This window comes from Candidatus Symbiopectobacterium sp. NZEC135 (assembly GCF_025962695.1).
The window spans coordinates 237,360-254,607 of sequence record NZ_JAGFPF010000001.1; the positions used below are offsets into that span (position 1 = coordinate 237,360).

A 17,248-nucleotide genomic window follows, 5' to 3' on the forward strand; every position below is an offset into this window, starting at 1 on the left:
GGGTAAGGAATAAGGAAGACAATATGCAACAACATAACCCTACCCACCGCCAGTCAAGGCGGCGTCGCCCTGCTCAGCAGGGGTTCACGCTGCTGGAAATCATGGTGGTGATTGTGATCCTCGGGGTACTGGCGAGCATGGTGGTACCCAGCCTGATGGGCAACAAAGACAAAGCGGATCGCCAGAAAGCGGTGAGTGACATAGTGGCACTCGAAAGCGCATTGGATATGTATCGTCTGGATAACCAGCGCTACCCGTCGACGGAGCAGGGGCTGGTCGCGTTGGTGAAAAAACCGGTGATCCAGCCTGAGCCGAAAAATTACCAGCCGGACGGCTATATTCGGCGTTTGCCGCAAGACCCGTGGGGCGCGGATTATCAACTACAAAATCCGGGCAAGCACGGCAAACTGGATATTTTCTCTCTTGGGCCGGATGGCATGCCGGGCACCGAAGACGATATCGGTAATTGGAATATCGGTGGCAAATAGCGTGGGTAGCGCAAGGTAGGGCAGGATGGAAAAGCAACGCGGGTTCACACTACTGGAGATGATGTTGGTTGCTCTGCTGGCAGGGATTGCTGCCAGCCTGGTGATGATGGCCTTTCCTTCCGACAGGCAGAGTGACAGTGCCTGGCAGATGGCCTATTTCCGCGCGCAGCTTGATTTTGCCGTGGAAGAGAGCCAACTGAACGAACATGTGCTGGGTGTGCGTATTTATCAGAACCGGTGGCAGTTTATCGAGCTGTTGCCGAATGACGGTGGTGAAACGTCACGCTCGCACAGCGATCAGTTTCTGGGCTATCACTGGCAGCCCTGGCGACCACAAAGCATTACCCCCTCTGCGACGTTACCCGCACGCTTGCGCCTGGAACTGCAAGATATCAAAAGTAAAAAAGCGCTAAAACGCAATGCCCACGACGAGGTTTCTAACGGGCGTGACGATGAGCCTGACATTCTGATCTTGCCCGGCGGAGAAGTCACGCCGTTTCGTCTGGTGTTCAACGCCGAACCGAAAACGCAGAACGCCTGGGTACAGGTGGATGCCGTCGGCAACATCATGACCTCGCAGGATGTGCAAGAAAAACGCACGACGATGCAGGGGGCGCGGTTATGAAACCGCAGCAGGGTATGACGCTGCTTGAGGTGATGGTGGCGTTGACGGTGTTTGCGTTGGCGGGGCTGGCCGTGATGAAGACCGCTATCTACCAGGTCAGCACCCTGAACCGCCTGGAACTGAAAACCTTCGCAGGTTGGGTGGCAGAAAATCAGCAGGTACAGTTGAAGCTGGAGAAACGCTGGCCGGAAACGCGCTGGGTCAGCGGTGTCAGTTCTCAGGGCGGGGAGCGCTGGTTCTGGCGTTGGCAAGGCGTAGAAACCGGTGATGCGCAATTTCGCGCGCTGGATGTTGAAGTGCGACGTGACAAAAACAGCAGCGCGGCTGACGCCGTGCTGCGCAGTTATGTGGTGAAACAATGAAGGGCAGAACTGCCCGCGTTGACGGTGTAACCGCAAGGCCATCGCACGCACAGCGCGGTTTTACGCTGGTCGAGATGCTGCTGGCTATCGGCATTTTTGCCGCGTTGAGCGTTAGCGCCTTTCAGATACTGAACGGCGTGATGCGTAATGATGAAATTTCAGCGCGCAAGGCGCAGCGGCTATCGGAGTTGCAGCGGGCGTTTGGTCAGGTGGAGGACGATCTTTCACATATTATTGCGCGTCATGGTCGAGGCAGTGCTGCGTTCTTCTTTACTGGCAGTAAGCAGATGCAAAGCGAAGACGACTATCTGCGTTTCACACGCAATGGCTGGCTTAATCCGCTGGGTATTTTACCGCGCAGCGAATTACAGAGCGTGGCGTATCGATTACGTGATAACCAACTGGAACGGCTGTTTTATCGCTATGTCGATCCTATTCCCGGTGAAAAGCCGGAACAGAAAGCGATATTGACCCAGGTGGAGGGGTTTCGCTTACGTTTTTACGGCAGTAACGGCTGGCAGAAATCCTGGAGCAACGCCGCGCAGTTACCGCAGGGGATTGAGGTGATTTTAACGCTGCGCGATTACGGTGAAGTGTCACGCATGTTCCTTATCGCGCCGGGAGAGAAAACATGAGGTCGCGCCAGCGCGGTGTCGCCTTGTTGGTGGTATTGCTGATCCTGGCGCTGATGGTGACGGTCGCCGCCAGCATCGCTGAACGACAAGGCAAGGTGTTTATGCGCACCGACCGCCAGTTGGGGCACCAGCAGGCTAAATGGTATGCCCTTGGCGCGGAAGCCTTTGTGGGCAAAGTGATCCTGCGTGATGCGTTGACCACGCCGGAACGTACCACATTGTCGCAAAACTGGGCGCAGCGTGGACGCCAGTTCCCGGTTGAGGGCGGGGAGATCCTCGGCTATGTGCAGGATGGGCTGGCGTGTTTCAACCTGAATGCCCTTAATCAAACCCTCAGTGAGGACAGCACGACGGTCAGCACGCCGTATCCTGCACAGGTATTTCGCTGGCTGCTGATCAATCTTGGGGTCGATCCGGCACAGGCGGTAAACATTGTGGCAGCAGTGCGCGATTGGATTGACGAAGACAGCCAGCCGATGGCGAACGGGGCTGAAGATGAAACCTATATGGCGCTGCCCGAACCCTACCGTGCGGCCAACCAGTCGATGGTGGATATCAGCGAATTGCGCATGGTGCAAGGGGTGGATGCGGCGCTCTATCAGCGTTTGTTGCCGTTTGTTTGCGCACTGCCAACACAAAAGTTACAGATAAATATTAATACCTTACGGGATTATCAGGCACCGCTGCTCTCCGCGTTGTTTCTTAACACGCTAAGCGGTGAGCAGGCAAAAACGCTGTTACAGCAGCGCCCTGTGACGGGGTGGCAAAGCGGCGCTGCATTTTTATCGCAAGACGGTTTTCCCAATATCAATAAAAGCAGTGCGCAGCGGGTGTTGGTGGCGAGAAGCGATTGGTTTTTTGCCCACATGCGGGTTCGCATGGGTGACAGTGGTGATGTCTATCAAACCAGTCTGCTGCATCGGGATGGAAAAACAGTGTCCGTGGTACGACGGTACCCAGGCGGCTACCGCACGGTGAATCCATGAACAGGAACAGTATGAAGACGTTTAATTTTCAACGTATAGTGCCCGGCCGTGCGCTGACCGCTTCACGCCAGATGAGTGACAGTGTGCGAACGTCTGACAAGCCGCGCCTGATCCTGCGGCTGGCAGGCGATGAGTCGGATGTTGAATGGCTGATCGCGCACGGTCGTGAGGGGCGCGTTGTCATGCAAGGGCAGGGCAGTGTAGCGCAATTGCACGAACTGCTGGCGGGGTATCCGGGCATTCACTCTGCCACCGTGCTGGTGCCGACGACCGCCGTGACGTTTCACTCGCTGACGATTGCCCGACAGGCTCGCCGCCAGCTACAGCAGGCACTGCCGTTTATGCTGGAAGAACGCCTGGCCGTTGATGTGGAAACTGTACACTGTGCCGTACTGGCCTGGGACGGCGATCGTGCGACGGTTGCTGTCGTTGCAAAGAGCAAGATGGTGCACTGGATGGCGCTGTGCACCGCGCTTTCTATCAAACCGGATATCATCCTGCCGGATGTGATGGCGCTGCCTTTGCCCGTCACGGGGCTCAGTGCGCTCTGTCACCGCGATCTGTGGCTGTTTCGTCACACAACCGGCGATGGCATGGCGGCAGAGCAGAGCTGGCATGCGGCGTTGCTGGCCGCATTGCCCCAGGCCCATCCCACTGATGAGCCCGATGACGCAGGGGATGACGTCGACCCAGAGATGCCGGTTCTGCACGGTGACAGCTATAGCACCCCGGTACCATCCACCGGTATCTGGGCACCTCAACCCGCCACGCCGCTGCTGCAATTGGCGGCACAGGTATCGACGTTGTCCCTGTCAGGGTTGGATCAGGGGGAGTTCGCACCGGTGAGAGCATGGCGTAACGGGTGGAATGCTTGGCGTGGGGTAACGGCGCTGGCTGGTTGCTATCTGCTGTTGTTGCTGGCCGATGCTGCGTGGCAGCATTACCAGTTGTATCAACAAGCGACTTACTGGCAGCAAGAAAGCGTACGCGTTTATCGCCAGATATTCCCGGCAGAAACCCAGGTCGTAAATCCTCGGGTGCAGATGCAACAGCATTTACAGCAGGCTGGTGGTGAGCGCGATACGCCGCGTCTGCTGCAATCCATGAATCGCTTACAGGCGCTGCTGGGCGAAAATCAGGACATACGCCTGACCACGCTGGCCTATGACGGTAACCGGCGGGAAATTCGTCTGGCTTACAGCGCACCGGCCTATCCTGAGCTGGAGCAGTTCCAGCAACAAGCTGAAACCTATTACCAAATCCAACACGGTGAAATTCGCCAGAATGGCTCACGCGTTGAAGCACAGATGACGTTAAAGGGGCAGCCATGAGAAACGCCGTCATGATGCAGTGGCACCACTATTGGCTCAGCATTACACCGCGTGAGCGTCGGCTGCTGATGCTGGCGGGCAGTGCGTTGGCGCTGGCCGCCTGCTATTTCTTGCTGTGGCAACCCTGGCAGCAGCGCAGTGAGCTGTGGCAGCGCACGCTGGTCAGGGAGCAACAAACGGTCACTTGGTTACGTCAGCAAGCACCGCGTATCGCACAGGCCGCTGCGCCCTCGACACCTCTGGCGGCAGAATCGCGTCATGTCAGTTTGCCTGTGCTGATTTCGCAAAGCAGCAGCCGCTATGGCTTGAAAGCGACACGGTTACAACCGCAAGGGAATCAGGTTGCTGTGACGCTGGAGCGCAGTGATTTTACCTTGCTGATGCAGTGGCTGGGGGAGATGGAACAGTTGGGCGTTAGCGTGCTGCAACTCGACATGAATGCGGTGGACGGTGCGCCCGGCAGGGTGGATATCAGCAAACTGGTGATGGAGCGTGCCAATGAAAGCTAGTGCTCTCAATCGCGACGCAAATAAGGGGCGAACCTTCAAAATGCGAGTGCTGGGAGCGCTCGTGCTGATGCTGGGCTATCTGTTTTTCTTGGCGTTAGATGCACCCGCTCGCTTGCTGACGCGGTGGCTACCGTCGGATGTGGTGGTTAGTGGTATCAACGGCACTGTCTGGCATGGGCAGATTGATGCGGTTCGCTGGCGCGGTAGTGAGGTGGGTGCGGTGAGCTGGGATGTCACCTTCTCTGACCTGATGCCCGCGCTGGCGGTGGCTTTCGATAGTACCAACGGGCCGCGCGGAAAAGGCGTGATCCGAGGCTGGCAGCAGGCACAACTGTTTCAGTGGCAGGTGTCTGTTCCCGCTGCCTACGTGGTGAATAAGCTGCCGCTCATTGTCCCCATCAGCGCGCAAGGGAACGTGCAATTGCGACTACAACACGCCGTTGTCGATCCGCGCGGATGCCAATCACTGTCGGCAACGTTGAACTGGCAGGATGCGACGTTAGGCACACCGCTTGGCACGATTGCGCTGGCTCAGCCGCAGGTACAGCTTAACTGCCGTGAAGGCCGGTTGGAAATGGCGCTGCGCCAGCAATCGCCCTATGTGCAAATTACGGGTAAGGGGAGTTTGGCGGCCAGTGGGGAATACCAGTTTGATGGGAGAGTAGCGAGCGGTGACGCCATGCCGCAAGCGATTGGGCGTATTTTGTCCACGCAGGGTAACGCTGATACGCAAGGTGGCCGTTTGTTGCGTTTTCAGGGGCGTTTGGTGCTTTAACTGCGTGCGGGTGCACAAGCTTGCATTTGTGAATGTTTTACCGGTTGTTGCTCCTTGCAGCCTGTGAAACGATAGCGCGTCAAGGCGATGCCAACCATTACGAGGATGATGATATGCGAGGCACGGCGTGGAACAACTGGTAGCGTTTTCGGAAGCGTATCCTCTGCTCTGGTGCAGTGCGCTTTTGGTGTTGGGGTTGGTCATTGGTAGCTTTCTGAACGTGGTGATTTATCGCCTGCCTGTCATGTTGGAAATGCAGTGGCGTGATGAAGCCGCCTTGAACGTTGATGGCGACGTACAGCTTGCACAGACCCGCTATGATCTGTGGTGGCCGCGTTCCCACTGCCCACACTGCCACCAACCGATCGCGTTGCGTTATAACGTGCCGGTGCTGGGATGGCTGGTGCTGCGCGGGCGCAGCCGCTGCTGTAATCAGCCTATCGCGTGGCGCTATCCGCTGGTGGAAGCGGCAACCGGGATCCTGTTTGTGGCGGCTGGCAGCCTGTGGCCACCAGGCGCCTCGCTGCTGGGGGCATTGACACTGCTTGCCTTTCTTATTGCGCTGGCGGCGATTGATGCTGAGACTATGCTGCTGCCGGATGCGTTGACGCAGCCGCTGTTATGGCTTGGATTGTTAATCAATCTTGGCGATGCTTTTGTGCCACTGGAGAGTGCTGTCATTGGTGCCATGGCTGGATACTTTGCCCTGTGGGTGGTCTACTGGTTGTTTAAAACCCTGACGGGCAAAGATGCGTTGGGGGCGGGTGATTTCAAACTGCTGGCAGCACTCGGTGCCTGGCTCGGATGGCAAGCGCTACCGCAACTGGTGCTGTTAGCGGCATTGGGCGGTTTAGTGATGACCTGCCTGTGGCGATGGCGGCGTGGGGGCGATTTCGATCAGCCGCTGGCGTTTGGCCCCTGGCTGGCGATAAGCGGTGGCATTCTGCTTTTTGTCCCCGGTTTCTCTTTCTGACTTTTTTCACAAACGACACCAACAAAATGGGCTGAGTGATTATTCACTCAGCCCTTATTCATTTCATTTATTCGATTTTATTTATTTATGCTGTTTGGTATCGAACTTGCGATGACCTGTCACTAAATCATCAGCATAAAAGTACCCGCCCACACCATCAGCATGAATGAGATACCCATAAAAAAATACTTCACTGATTGTCATCTCCAGCAAACATACGCCTGCAACGATTCCGATTGTGCGTCTTTTTGGAAAGCATTTACCCCTGCGAACCGACGCAGAGCGAGGGCTTTCCGTCTGTCATAACAGGGCATGCCCATTATGATGGAATCGGCGCTAAATCTACGCCTGGTGGGGGTTGAATATCAATAGGGGGAAGGAGGAAAATGCAATAAATAGCATTAAAAAGCAGCCTGTTCGAGAGCGTCTTTAAAGGAAAAAAAGGCATGCGGTGGCGATTAATGCTACCAATAATCGCACCATTGACAGGAAAACGCGAGAAAGGGGATCAACCCAGAAAAAGCATTTGAAATTGCGCGTTGTCGTTCACTCATCTTACCCTCCATCGCTTCTCATTATCGTTGTGGATAATACTGGCTCCAAAGAGGCGTTTTAACCCTATAATGTGATTTGTCTCGCACTATTTGTTGCGAAGCGAACGTGAGTGCCGTGATAAAACACCAGACACATTAGGGTTGCTTAAACCTGCTATGAAGCCGGTTTCTGAGAAAGGAAAATGCTATGCCGAATCTATTCGAGCCCGTCACTATCGGCGAACTGACGCTGCCTAACCGCATTGTGATGGCGCCGTTGACGCGCATGAAAGCCTTTAACGAAAGAACACCTGGGCCGCTGATGCTGGAATACTACGTACAGCGCGCCAACGCAGGACTGATTATCAGCGAAGCGACCTCTATCTCAGCACAGGGTGTTGGCTATCCCAATACGCCGGGTATCTGGTCTGATGAACAAATTGCCGGTTGGGCGCGCGTCACCGCCGGAGTACACGCCGCCGGTGGAAAAATTGTCTTGCAACTGTGGCACGTCGGGCGCATCTCCGATCCTGTCTACCTTGATGGGAAACTGCCGGTTGCACCGAGTGCGATCGCACCGGAAGGCCACGTCGCTACGATTCGTCCCTACAAGCAGTATGAAGTGCCACGCGCGCTGGAAACCAATGAGATCCCTGCTATCGTTGAAGATTTCCGTCAAGCGGCTGCCAATGCCAAGCGAGCTGGTTTTGATGGTGTAGAAATACACGCGGCCAATGGCTACCTGCTCGATCAGTTCCTGCACGATGGTTCCAACCAGCGAACGGACCGCTACGGCGGCAGCATTGAGAATCGGACCCGTTTTCTGTTAGACGCGGTGGATGCGGTGCTCACCGTTTGGCCTGCTGGTCGGGTGGGTGTGCACCTGAACCTGATGTCCAATACGCACTCCATGAAGGATTCTGATCCGGCTGCGCTGTTTACCTATGTGGCCCAACAGCTTGATGCGCGGCGTTTGGCCTTTATCTTTGGCCGTGAAGATATTGCGGGTAGCACACTTTATGGCCCGTTGGTACGTAAGCATTTTACCGGTGCCTATATTGCCAATGATGGTTTGACGATGGCATCGGCACAGGCGCTGCTGGATGACGGTTGCGCAGATGCGGTGTCGTTTGGGCGTTGGTATATCGCTAACCCCGATCTGGTGCAACGCTTGCGTCTCGGGGCACCGCTCAATGCCTTGAACGCAGAAACTATCTATACCAGCGATCGAACCGGTTACACCGATTACCCCAGTCTGGATGATGCTACTGACAGCACCCAGGACGGTGCGTGATGGCGAGTATCCAATTAACGGTGAATCACCTGTATCAGTTACAAGGTAATGAAAAAAAACCGGCTCATGCGGTGGCTCGGGTCTATGTTGGGGATACGCTGCTAGCAACGGAAGAGATAACGGGAATGACAGAGGATGCAGTCAGCAAGTATCTGCACCATTCGCTCCCTGAAGGGCAAGTCGTGCGTGTCGAGTGGGATTGTGCGGGCGTTACCGCAATGAGCGCCGCTGAGGTGCATATGTGCCCTTGCTGCCACGCAGAGGAGTAAACCGCATCGCGTCATACAGCAGCCCGTGCAGATAAAGCAAATATCAGCGCGGGCACTGAGCCGCCATCAACATTACACGTCGCTTCTGTTTTCCTTACCGAGCAGCTCTTGAATACGCTGGTAGACTTCAGCTGCGGTGAGCCCGCTGTAGGATTCATTACTCTCAAAGTTCAGCACCTGTTCAGGATCCACGCCATGCAACACACCGAGCAGCGCCAGATCTTGTGGAGAAATGCGTTTTCCCGTCAACGAATCAAACATCTCTGATTGTCCATCAGGATATTTAATCACGGAGACCAATTTCCCACCGAACAGAGGAATGCCTGTCATGGTCAATGAATATTCATTACCCGTAGCGGCCTCGTCATCATCTTGTTGTCGCTCGGCCTGCTTTTTCTCAGCAGCATCGCCTCGGGCAGCGCGCGCCTTGTCAGAAGAGAGGGTCACCTTAGTGCTGTTGGCCGGAGAGAACGTGTCGGAAGGGTCTGAGCCAGTAGATGAAGAACCTGTTTTACTCTCAGTATTGACTGCCGCTACCGCATTGGGTGATTTGATCACATCAACGGTAGAGACGTTAGGTTGAAAAGTGGCGCCTTGTAGATTTTGAGTCTGAATATCTGGAATAACCACAATATAACTCCTTTATATATTCATTACTGGCAGTATTTAATGCCAACACGTCACTTTGAAATAAAGCGAAAAAAATAAAACCGTCAGTAAAGTATTTCTGACAAAACAGCCACTTAACATGTTGATGCGCAATCTCAACGCCTTGGGTTTTTAATAGCGTGACGTCCGGGCCAGCAACCACTGGTTATCGATGCTTTAGCCATTACCCGCTGATGCATCGAGCTTATCTGTATGTGCACAGAACACAAACCCTTGAAGTTACTATCGGCCAAAAAAAGAGCTTTTTTAATACTTAAAATGAATAATAGATGATTTCCGTTATTCCGTACGATAACTGCGGATATGGCGCGTTTTTTGATAGTTGTCCAACGCTAATTGGTCAGAACCGTCAATGAACCTAAAGCCAGCGCGATGTGAAAAACCTGATTCTCGCGTGTAGGCCGATCATTTGGGTTTGCGAGAAACATTGTTGCCTGCATCTGCACTTAACTTGATGATATCCCAGAGTGCCAGCGCGGTAATCAGCGCAATCATGGCAAACCCGATGCGAAAACTGACGCCTGGGATGGCAGGCAGCATAAACGTCTCGCTCAGCCAGGCTCCTGAGCGAATACACAGCGCGCCGAGCGTGATACCGAGGCCATTAGCCAATTGTAATGAGGTACTGAAAAGCGTGTTGGCCGAACTCATCTCTTGCGCGGGAACATCGGCGAAGGCCAGTGAACTGATCCCGGTGAATTGCATGGAGCGAAACAGACCGCCTAAAAACAGTATCACCAATGTGACTATCTGCGGCGTATCGGGGCTTAATAGTGCACAGCCTAACAACGAGAGTACACAAAGAATACCGTTACCGATCAGCAATTTTTTAAAGCCAAAATAACGGATAAGCGGTGTTGTTGCAGGTTTCATCGCCAGGTTACCGGCAAAAACCGCCAATACCAACGCACCTGAGTGAAAGGCATCCATACCAAATCCCACCTGAAACATCAGTGGCAGCAGGAAGGGAACGGAACTGATGGTAGCGCGTAAAACAAATCCTCCGCGCATCGTTATGCGGAACGTAGGGATGCTCAACGCCTCAAGGCGAATCAGCGGTGTAGTCGCCGTGCGCAGGTGCTTTATCGCCCAAAACAGAGTGAGCATGCCGGCAACGATGACGGCAAAGGCATATGCCGGGTGGCTCTGCTGCTGGCTAAGCATTTCCAATCCGGAAACCAGGCACAGCATGGTGATCCCGGTGGAGAGAAAGCCCCGATTATCAAACGGCAGTTTCTCTTTCGGTTTCTGATTTGGCATTAAACGCAGCGCGATAATAATGGCGATAATGCCTAAGGGCACGTTGAGGAAAAAAATCCAATGCCAACTGGCGTAAGAGGTGATGAACCCTCCCAATGGCGGCCCAATGATCGGTGCCACCAGTGCGGGCCAGGTGAGTGTGGCTATCGCTTTAATCAACTGGTCTTTTGGCGTGGTCCTCAATACCACCAGTCGACCCACTGGCACCATCATGGCACCGCCAATGCCTTGCACCACGCGTAACAACACAAACTGCGTGGTGGACTCTGCCAGGCCACACAATAACGATGAAAAGGTAAATATCGCCAATGCCACACTGAAAACGGTTCTGGCACCAAAACGCTCTGCAACCCAGCCGCTGGCAGGAATGAGCGCCGCCAGCGTTAACAGATAAGCCGTAATACCAATATTAAGGTCAACGGCAGAAACGCCAAACGCGCGCGCCATATCGGGCAATGCGGTGGCGATCACCGTGCCATCAAGGAACTCCATAAAGAAAGCGCTGGCTACCAACAGGGCGATACCTGAGATGGGGGCCGACGCGGGTTTGCTTTGCTGCTGCGCGGAATCCGATACCGCCATAATTATTCCCCTGACGTTACAATAAAAAAAGATATTATTATTTAATGGTATAACAGCACTAACAAAGGTGTTATACCACTATTGGCTTCAAGGGAAAACGACAAATCCATAGTCGTGATAGGGTTTTTAGGGTGCAAACATTGCACTGCATGTCTGATTTGCATTGCGTAAATCGTGGCCAGGCAAATGACGCATAAGTTTATGTAACGCCGTGCTGTGAAAAAAAAGCCAGGGCATCTTTTGTTGACGTTTGCGTTAAAGAGCCGGTCTCTATAATAGTGTCCGCGTAATAAAGGGTATAACGGCCACAGTCATTGCCATTCAAGAGGTGCTGATGCCCGTGATGCTGTGCAGTGGGGATAGCTCCTTTGTCCAACTCAAGATTTTTATGGTTGAGAAACTGCCTTTTAAGGTGCTTAGCACCCTGATAAAAACCATCAATTAACCCTGCTTTAGGGTCATGCAGGGTTGTTGTCTGGATTTTTCCCTCGTTAATATCGACCTCACATAGCACAAAGTGGCCGCGTAGCCCAAAGCACCCGAGTGGATTACTTTGTGCGATAGGCATTAAGGCTTTTATATTTCCCGTTGGAAATTCTATTTTTATTTCTTCCAACATGGCAGCGGCAGAGTGTCCACCCGATAGCGTTGCTGTATTGCTCTGCTCATCGAGTAGATCGTGGGCTGGAGCAGATATCAGGTAGGTAGTGCCTTCGATCTGTCTACTGCGATAGACGGTTTGTTCTATGGCGTGATACGCCGATGTCCTTCTCAAGGGGGTCCACCCCTCTTCTTTGCTAAACAGTGCATCCAACTGAAGATTAAGCTGTGAGCACGTGAGTTTTTCACCATAGGTGTCGGTCAACACATTGAATATTTCTGCGAGTTTGGCGCGGAAATCACCGAACTGAAAAGACAGGAGTGACTTCATGGCTTCCTTCATGAGCGTCGCACAAGGGGTTTGTGCTAAAGGGGAGGCGACTGGAGAGTGTTGGGGGATTGTATGGTTTGAAATGGACAGTGGCATATTTTTATATCTCACAGAGTGGGAAAAGGCTGTATACGATATGTTCGTGTGGGCAAGGGCGGTAGCGAGCCTTAATAAGGCGATAATGGCGCGGTAGGTCGTTGAGGGGAATAGGGGATAGACCCTGTTCCAGATTCTGGAACAGGGTCAGGGTGTTGGCGATCAACCACTAATTATTTGGCGCTGGAAAGGGCATTGATCGCTTCCCATGACAATCCAAGGTAGTTATTTTTCTGCAATTCAGTTAATCCATACAAGCGTTCACGAACCATATCGAGATTATCTTTGGCGTGGAACAGATAAACCGCAATCAGGTAATCGTAGGTAAATTTGCCGAAACCACTATCGCCGAAATAGGTCTGATAGGCATCATTGATTTCTGCTTTAAACAGGTCCCATTCATCTTCATTGATCATATTACAGGTGAAGCCCCACCGAACCAGCATGGCAGCACGTTGTAAATTGAAGGCGACGTAGGGAAGCGTCGTTTCGTGATGCTTTTCCAACTGTGTTTCTGTTACCGCTGAAAATTTATCCAGAATAGCCAGTGCTTCACCGTAGGCAGATTTGGCTTCCGGTCTGTTTTCTTCCGGCAATGATTGGAGTAATTTGCCAATAAATTCGATCAGCTCGCTGCGTTTTTCGATGTCATAGCTCAGCATCAGATAGTCAAACGCAGAATTATCAATAATGCCTTTTTTATTTGGCGCTTGATTGACGTCGTAGGCCTCACGGCTGTTGAGATAGGATCTGGCATGATCGGCGCGGTTGTTCCTGGTATCACAGATATCCATCAAACCGGATAACTTCACGATCAACGCATCGGCATCATCTCTCAGAGGATAGCGAATGTTGGCGGCTATCCCGTTGGAAAATTGTGGAATGCCATCCTTGAAACCATAGTTGGTTATAATATTCAGCAATAACCGAAGGATCACCCACGCTAATGAAGCACCTATTACCCACGGGAAATAGGTATGTATGCTGTCAAGACGTGTACCTAGCATATTTTCAAGGTAAGGGAGAGAATAATGAATGACCAGGAAAAAAATGGCGATTTTGCCAAGGCCGATAACCAGTTTTTTTATTATAGGTTTATAGATCTCAAACATAAAATTTCCTTATAAATGTCTATTGCACAACGCCACGGTATTAAACAGTTCAACCGGCCCTTTTCCATCATGACCTGAACGAGTAAAACAGAAAGGGGACACGTAAATATCCAGCGACCGCGTGATGCCAGATAACCTTATTGGCAAAATATGTGGCGTGAATCTAACAATTTCATAGGGATAATTCAATGTCAGCGTGATAGCTTCTTTTTTTGCAATTTATTGAACGGCGTAATTATTTAATCTGTTGCTATATTATTGTCTCAATATTTTATTTGTGGCGGATTTTCATGCTAATCCGCTGAGATCTGCCCGGTTAAACAAACATTTTCTATGCAACCGTCGCCCCCGTGTTGCAGGTGTCACTCCCGCAGCGCAAAACAGGATTTCTTGATACCCCTTGCAATGCCTACCACTTTGTGCGTTAATAGCTGCGTCGGTTTGATAAGCAGACATGATCAACGCAGTTTACTAAAGCAGTTCTCACATCTAAGTGCTATCTAAGAGTTATCCTCGATACCCCTTCTTTTTGAGTTTCATCTTTACGCTCTGATTCTACCCTGTTCTCAAGCCCTGTTCGCCGAAAGGCTCATTAAGAAGGTAATAAATATGTCTAACAAAATGACTGGTTTAGTAAAATGGTTTAACGCAGATAAGGGTTTTGGCTTCATTTCCCCGACTGACGGTAGCAAAGATGTTTTTGTTCATTTTTCTGCAATCCAGAGCAACGAATTCCGCACTCTGGATGAAGGTCAGAAAGTTGAATTCTCGATTGAAAATGGCCCTAAAGGCCCAGCAGCCGCGAACGTGGTTGCGCTGTAAGTAAAGGATTGGTTCGTTATTTCTACATTACTTTTAAAATGTCCGTGTTGTCACGGTTCCCAATACAGAACGTCGCACTTTGACGTTTCACCGTGGAACCCGCATGGTGCTAAATGCATTTTTTGCAAATCCATCATGCAAGTGGCGAGCAACAGCGTTGTGCACACTGGGCAGCTAATAAAAACGCCAACATCATTGGCGCATTATTTCTGATCATTTCAGAATAAAAACCTCTGTATAAATAAAACCACACCTGGCGCGTCATTGCTAATTGAACGGGGTGTGGTTTTTTGTATCAATCCACAATCCTGAACGTTATTTCACCCTTCAACGATACGACAGTTTATATATTCCCCCAACAAGCCGCAGAACTTCGGATAAAAATACTTGTTAGTGTAATAGCTCACCAGTATAGTCAGCCTGTTGTCGCAAAATCGGCAACCGGGATTAGCAGCCTGTGTGTACTATCGGCGATACCAGACGCGCCATGCGTCTTTTTTGTATCGTAGCCTCGGCACATCCATACTTTACGAATACTATTCGTAACACAATGGTGGCTCAGGCGGGGCAGCCTTCGGGCTGGCCGGTTTCCGATAGTGCCGGTACTGCTAACCCTGTCTGGGCTACCACCAATTTAGAGATTAGCAGCTCTGGTGGTGGCATCTTTACTACTATCGGAGACTACCGTAATGGTTGCGACCCCTACCCAAACTCAGCCTGAATGTTGCTCTGCCTTTCTGACACAACGATGTGTCGATCTGTTTTCAACCGGTGATTTGCTGCTGGCCGAGAGGGCATGCCATGTTTGATAACGCCCCTCTGGAACTGGAAGACCTCATCGATCAATGCCGCGCGCTTGCTTATGCAATGGTGGAGTTGGATCACCCTGAGGCTAAAGACATTCTTACCTTTATTTTGTCAGAACGGTTGGACTCTCTTTATCGCGCTTTTCACCTGACGTCGGAAGAAAGGGACTATTATTAGTACTCATGGGATGAAGTAAACTTGTAGGAGGACAATACGCGTTTTGCTGGGAGCGCGAGGCAATGAACGTTGACTGGCGTCCCCAGCAGAAACCGAATTGGAACCACTGGAGACTGATTTTGAAGGGAATATTTGGATGTGAGAAATTTTTTACCCGATATTTTACCCGCATTGGCGTAGAATTCTGTTCGAATTATTGGTTCGACTCCTGATCGGTTGGTTTATTGTACATAGATTTCCAGTTTTTGTAATCGCGGTACTCCCATCGTGACCACCTGCCAACTTTTGTTGGTTTAGGTAGTCGTCCGGCCTTTATCTCTGAGTAGAAGAACGTCTTACCAAAGCGCGAATCTTCCATCATGAATTTCAGATCAACAAAAGAGTCATCTCGCATTTCCATCATCACCTCACTTAAATAACCCGAAACACAGCCAGCCCGAACGCGATCGCCACAACGAATTCAAATAGCGTCATGGTTTCCTCCTGTCTCTGAAATGCTCGACCAGACGCTTCACTAGTTCAGCCAGGCACCAAACGAAACAGGCCACGCCGATAAAAGCGAATAGGGCGTTCCTCTGCTCCATGTGCCAACTAAACAGGTATAAAAAAGCCACCGTGACAGTGGCTAATAACCAGTTGGGTAACGGTATGCGGATCATGTAATGCTCCATAGCGCATATAGCGCCCACAAAAAAGCCGCTACAAGAGCGGCTATGGCTAGTGTTGCTGCTGGAGTTGGGCGTTTCATGATTCTTCACCATCTGCCACAATTACCGTGACGTTATATCCGGGATAGTCGCGCATACGGTCTAGATCTTCGATGATGAATCCCTTGAGGAAATCCTTATCATCAACACTCATTCCTATTTCTTGAAGCTCTTCTGCCGTAACCTTCACCGTAATTTCCATCTTCATCTCCAAAAATAAGCCCCGCTATTGCGAGGCTGGTTAGTTGGTGGTTTTTGCTGGTTTGCGCTCATACAGCGGCACATAAACATCGGTATCAGTATCAGCACCGGGCTGTTGTTCAAGCGTGAAGCACATGCCCGTGAATCGGTTCATGTAGCGGGTTGGTGTTGCTGCTGGTGGCTGGGGAGCGGAGTACAACATGGCCCGGTATGCATCTCGCATATTTTGGGAGTCATCATCACTCATTGGTGCAGAGTCCCACGCATTTCGCATTTCTGTTGTTAAATTTTCAGGAACCAGCGCCCAACCTTCCGGAATTACCGGATGGTTGCCCATATTGGTGGCATCAACAGAATGGTTCACTTGTTCGGAATTACCGGACAACTGGAGCATTGCGGCGCGGATATTGATGTGAAGCTCAGAGAAGGCGGCAGAGTGAGCGATAACCCACTCATACATATCATCTGTCTTATCTTTATCACCCAAGTCGTATTGAGACTGCATTCTCAGAAACTCTGCACGGCGCATTTCAGACCATTGCAATAAAGTTCCCATATCAACTACACCGGAATGCTTTATAAATGCATCCAGTGGCTGGCCTTCGATAATTTGTACGGCTGACAGCATCCCTGCTGCTTTCATTCTCTCGTCAATCTCATCCGGCACTACAGGCAGGGGTGGGGCGTTATCCTTCACGTACTGGTCAAGTTCCACTTGATTGGACGGCAACCAATCATCAACCACCTGATAGCTGAGCACCTCGTCATCAACCCACGCGCCCTCATCGTGGTCATAGCGATGTACAACAAATTCCCCATCAGAATCACGCTCTGGTAGCGTGTAACTGTCGTATGGGCCGCCATATGTCGGCACATAGCCAAGCGTCGGATGCTCAATCCACAGGAAGAATTCTCGGCCCGTTACTGGGTCATGATCAGGGCGCCACGCTACAGGCTTCTCCGCCGCCTCACGTCGCTGTAACTCTCGCCGTGCTAGTTCCTCCGCTTCTGCTGCCGGAATCATTACGTTGCTGTCAGCGCCATACGTTTCACGCCACGACGCTATTTTTTCCAGCCTTTCTTTGCTTAAATCAGTCATGGTGT

General features: G+C 51.6%; 22 protein-coding genes. 15 read left to right on the top strand and 7 right to left on the bottom strand.

The features are described 5' to 3' along the window. Positions 1-23: 23 nt before the first annotated feature. From gspG to J5224_RS01010, 9 genes are all read left to right on the top strand, one after another. Positions 24-488 carry a type II secretion system major pseudopilin GspG gene (gspG, locus tag J5224_RS00970; RefSeq protein ID WP_264623563.1) on the top strand — a complete coding sequence of 155 codons (465 nt, stop codon included), beginning with the start codon at positions 24-26 and terminating at the stop codon, positions 486-488. Positions 489-513: 25 nt separating this feature from the next. Further along, positions 514-1,113 carry a type II secretion system minor pseudopilin GspH gene (gspH, locus tag J5224_RS00975; RefSeq protein WP_264623564.1) on the top strand — a complete coding sequence of 200 codons (600 nt, stop codon included), beginning with the start codon at positions 514-516 and terminating at the stop codon, positions 1,111-1,113. After that, positions 1,110-1,475, top strand: coding sequence for a type II secretion system minor pseudopilin GspI (gene gspI, locus J5224_RS00980; protein WP_264623565.1), 366 nt, complete (start codon positions 1,110-1,112; stop codon positions 1,473-1,475). The genes gspH and gspI overlap by 4 nt, the downstream gene beginning before the upstream one ends. Then, positions 1,472-2,110, top strand: a complete 639-nt coding sequence (gspJ, locus tag J5224_RS00985; protein WP_264623566.1) for a type II secretion system minor pseudopilin GspJ — start codon at positions 1,472-1,474, stop codon at positions 2,108-2,110. The genes gspI and gspJ overlap by 4 nt, the downstream gene beginning before the upstream one ends. After that, complete coding sequence (gene gspK / locus J5224_RS00990) at positions 2,107-3,096, top strand: type II secretion system minor pseudopilin GspK (RefSeq protein WP_264623567.1); 990 nt, start codon at positions 2,107-2,109, stop codon at positions 3,094-3,096. The genes gspJ and gspK overlap by 4 nt, the downstream gene beginning before the upstream one ends. Positions 3,097-3,107: 11 nt before the next feature. Then, positions 3,108-4,427: a type II secretion system protein GspL gene (gene gspL, locus J5224_RS00995; protein ID WP_264623568.1), complete on the top strand. Its 1,320-nt coding sequence runs from the start codon at positions 3,108-3,110 to the stop codon at positions 4,425-4,427. After that, entirely contained in the window at positions 4,424-4,936 is a 513-nt protein-coding gene (locus tag J5224_RS01000) for a type II secretion system protein M (protein ID WP_264623569.1), read from the top strand. The genes gspL and J5224_RS01000 overlap by 4 nt, the downstream gene beginning before the upstream one ends. Further along, positions 4,926-5,711 (top strand): type II secretion system protein N, encoded by a 786-nt coding sequence (locus J5224_RS01005; protein WP_264623570.1) that lies wholly within the window; start codon positions 4,926-4,928, stop codon positions 5,709-5,711. Before J5224_RS01000 ends, J5224_RS01005 begins: the two co-directional genes overlap by 11 nt. A 127-nt stretch (positions 5,712-5,838) precedes the next feature. After that, positions 5,839-6,684, top strand: a complete 846-nt coding sequence (locus J5224_RS01010; protein WP_264623571.1) for a prepilin peptidase — start codon at positions 5,839-5,841, stop codon at positions 6,682-6,684. Positions 6,685-6,806: 122 nt separating this feature from the next. On the opposite strand, the gene ypdK is transcribed toward J5224_RS01010, so the two are convergent. Then, positions 6,807-6,878 (bottom strand): membrane protein YpdK, encoded by a 72-nt coding sequence (gene ypdK, locus J5224_RS01015; protein WP_195314225.1) that lies wholly within the window; start codon positions 6,876-6,878, stop codon positions 6,807-6,809. Between the two features lie 547 nt (positions 6,879-7,425). Between ypdK and J5224_RS01020 the strand changes: the two genes are divergently transcribed. Further along, entirely contained in the window at positions 7,426-8,511 is a 1,086-nt protein-coding gene (locus J5224_RS01020; RefSeq protein WP_264623572.1) for an alkene reductase, read from the top strand. Next, positions 8,511-8,780, top strand: coding sequence for a hypothetical protein (locus tag J5224_RS01025; protein ID WP_264623573.1), 270 nt, complete (start codon positions 8,511-8,513; stop codon positions 8,778-8,780). The genes J5224_RS01020 and J5224_RS01025 overlap by 1 nt, the downstream gene beginning before the upstream one ends. 72 nt (positions 8,781-8,852) lie before the next feature. Here J5224_RS01025 and J5224_RS01030 read toward each other — a convergent pair whose 3' ends face one another. The 4 genes from J5224_RS01030 to J5224_RS01045 form a co-directional block, all read right to left on the bottom strand. Beyond that, entirely contained in the window at positions 8,853-9,410 is a 558-nt protein-coding gene (locus tag J5224_RS01030; protein WP_264623574.1) for a hypothetical protein, read from the bottom strand. A 444-nt stretch (positions 9,411-9,854) separates the two neighbouring features. Continuing rightward, the gene (locus J5224_RS01035; RefSeq protein ID WP_264623575.1) at positions 9,855-11,291 is read right to left on the bottom strand and encodes an MFS transporter; all 1,437 of its coding nucleotides are present in this window, start codon (positions 11,289-11,291) and stop codon (positions 9,855-9,857) included. A 199-nt stretch (positions 11,292-11,490) separates the two neighbouring features. Continuing rightward, positions 11,491-12,234, bottom strand: a complete 744-nt coding sequence (locus J5224_RS01040) for a hypothetical protein (RefSeq protein ID WP_264623576.1) — start codon at positions 12,232-12,234, stop codon at positions 11,491-11,493. 257 nt (positions 12,235-12,491) lie between these two features. Continuing rightward, on the bottom strand, positions 12,492-13,430 hold the full coding sequence (locus tag J5224_RS01045; RefSeq protein WP_264623577.1) for a DUF1266 domain-containing protein: 939 nt from the start codon (positions 13,428-13,430) through the stop codon (positions 12,492-12,494). Between the two features lie 609 nt (positions 13,431-14,039). Here J5224_RS01045 and cspG point away from each other — a divergent pair. The 4 genes from cspG to J5224_RS01065 all read left to right on the top strand — a co-directional run bounded on the left by cspG (position 14,040) and on the right by J5224_RS01065 (position 15,236). Next, the gene (gene cspG / locus J5224_RS01050; protein WP_195314187.1) at positions 14,040-14,252 is read left to right on the top strand and encodes a cold shock protein CspG; all 213 of its coding nucleotides are present in this window, start codon (positions 14,040-14,042) and stop codon (positions 14,250-14,252) included. 18 nt (positions 14,253-14,270) lie between these two features. Further along, positions 14,271-14,465 carry a hypothetical protein gene (locus tag J5224_RS01055; protein WP_264623682.1) on the top strand — a complete coding sequence of 65 codons (195 nt, stop codon included), beginning with the start codon at positions 14,271-14,273 and terminating at the stop codon, positions 14,463-14,465. 274 nt (positions 14,466-14,739) lie between these two features. After that, entirely contained in the window at positions 14,740-14,973 is a 234-nt protein-coding gene (locus J5224_RS01060; protein ID WP_413544631.1) for an ash family protein, read from the top strand. Positions 14,974-15,053: 80 nt separating this feature from the next. Further along, positions 15,054-15,236, top strand: a complete 183-nt coding sequence (locus J5224_RS01065; RefSeq protein ID WP_264623578.1) for a hypothetical protein — start codon at positions 15,054-15,056, stop codon at positions 15,234-15,236. A 744-nt stretch (positions 15,237-15,980) separates the two neighbouring features. Here the strand turns inward: J5224_RS01065 and J5224_RS01075 are convergent. Together J5224_RS01075 and J5224_RS35735 are read right to left on the bottom strand one after the other, a co-directional pair. Then, complete coding sequence (locus J5224_RS01075) at positions 15,981-16,145, bottom strand: hypothetical protein (RefSeq protein ID WP_264623579.1); 165 nt, start codon at positions 16,143-16,145, stop codon at positions 15,981-15,983. A 39-nt stretch (positions 16,146-16,184) separates the two neighbouring features. Next, entirely contained in the window at positions 16,185-17,243 is a 1,059-nt protein-coding gene (locus J5224_RS35735) for a hypothetical protein (RefSeq protein WP_413544625.1), read from the bottom strand. Between the last annotated feature and the right edge of the window lie 5 nt (positions 17,244-17,248).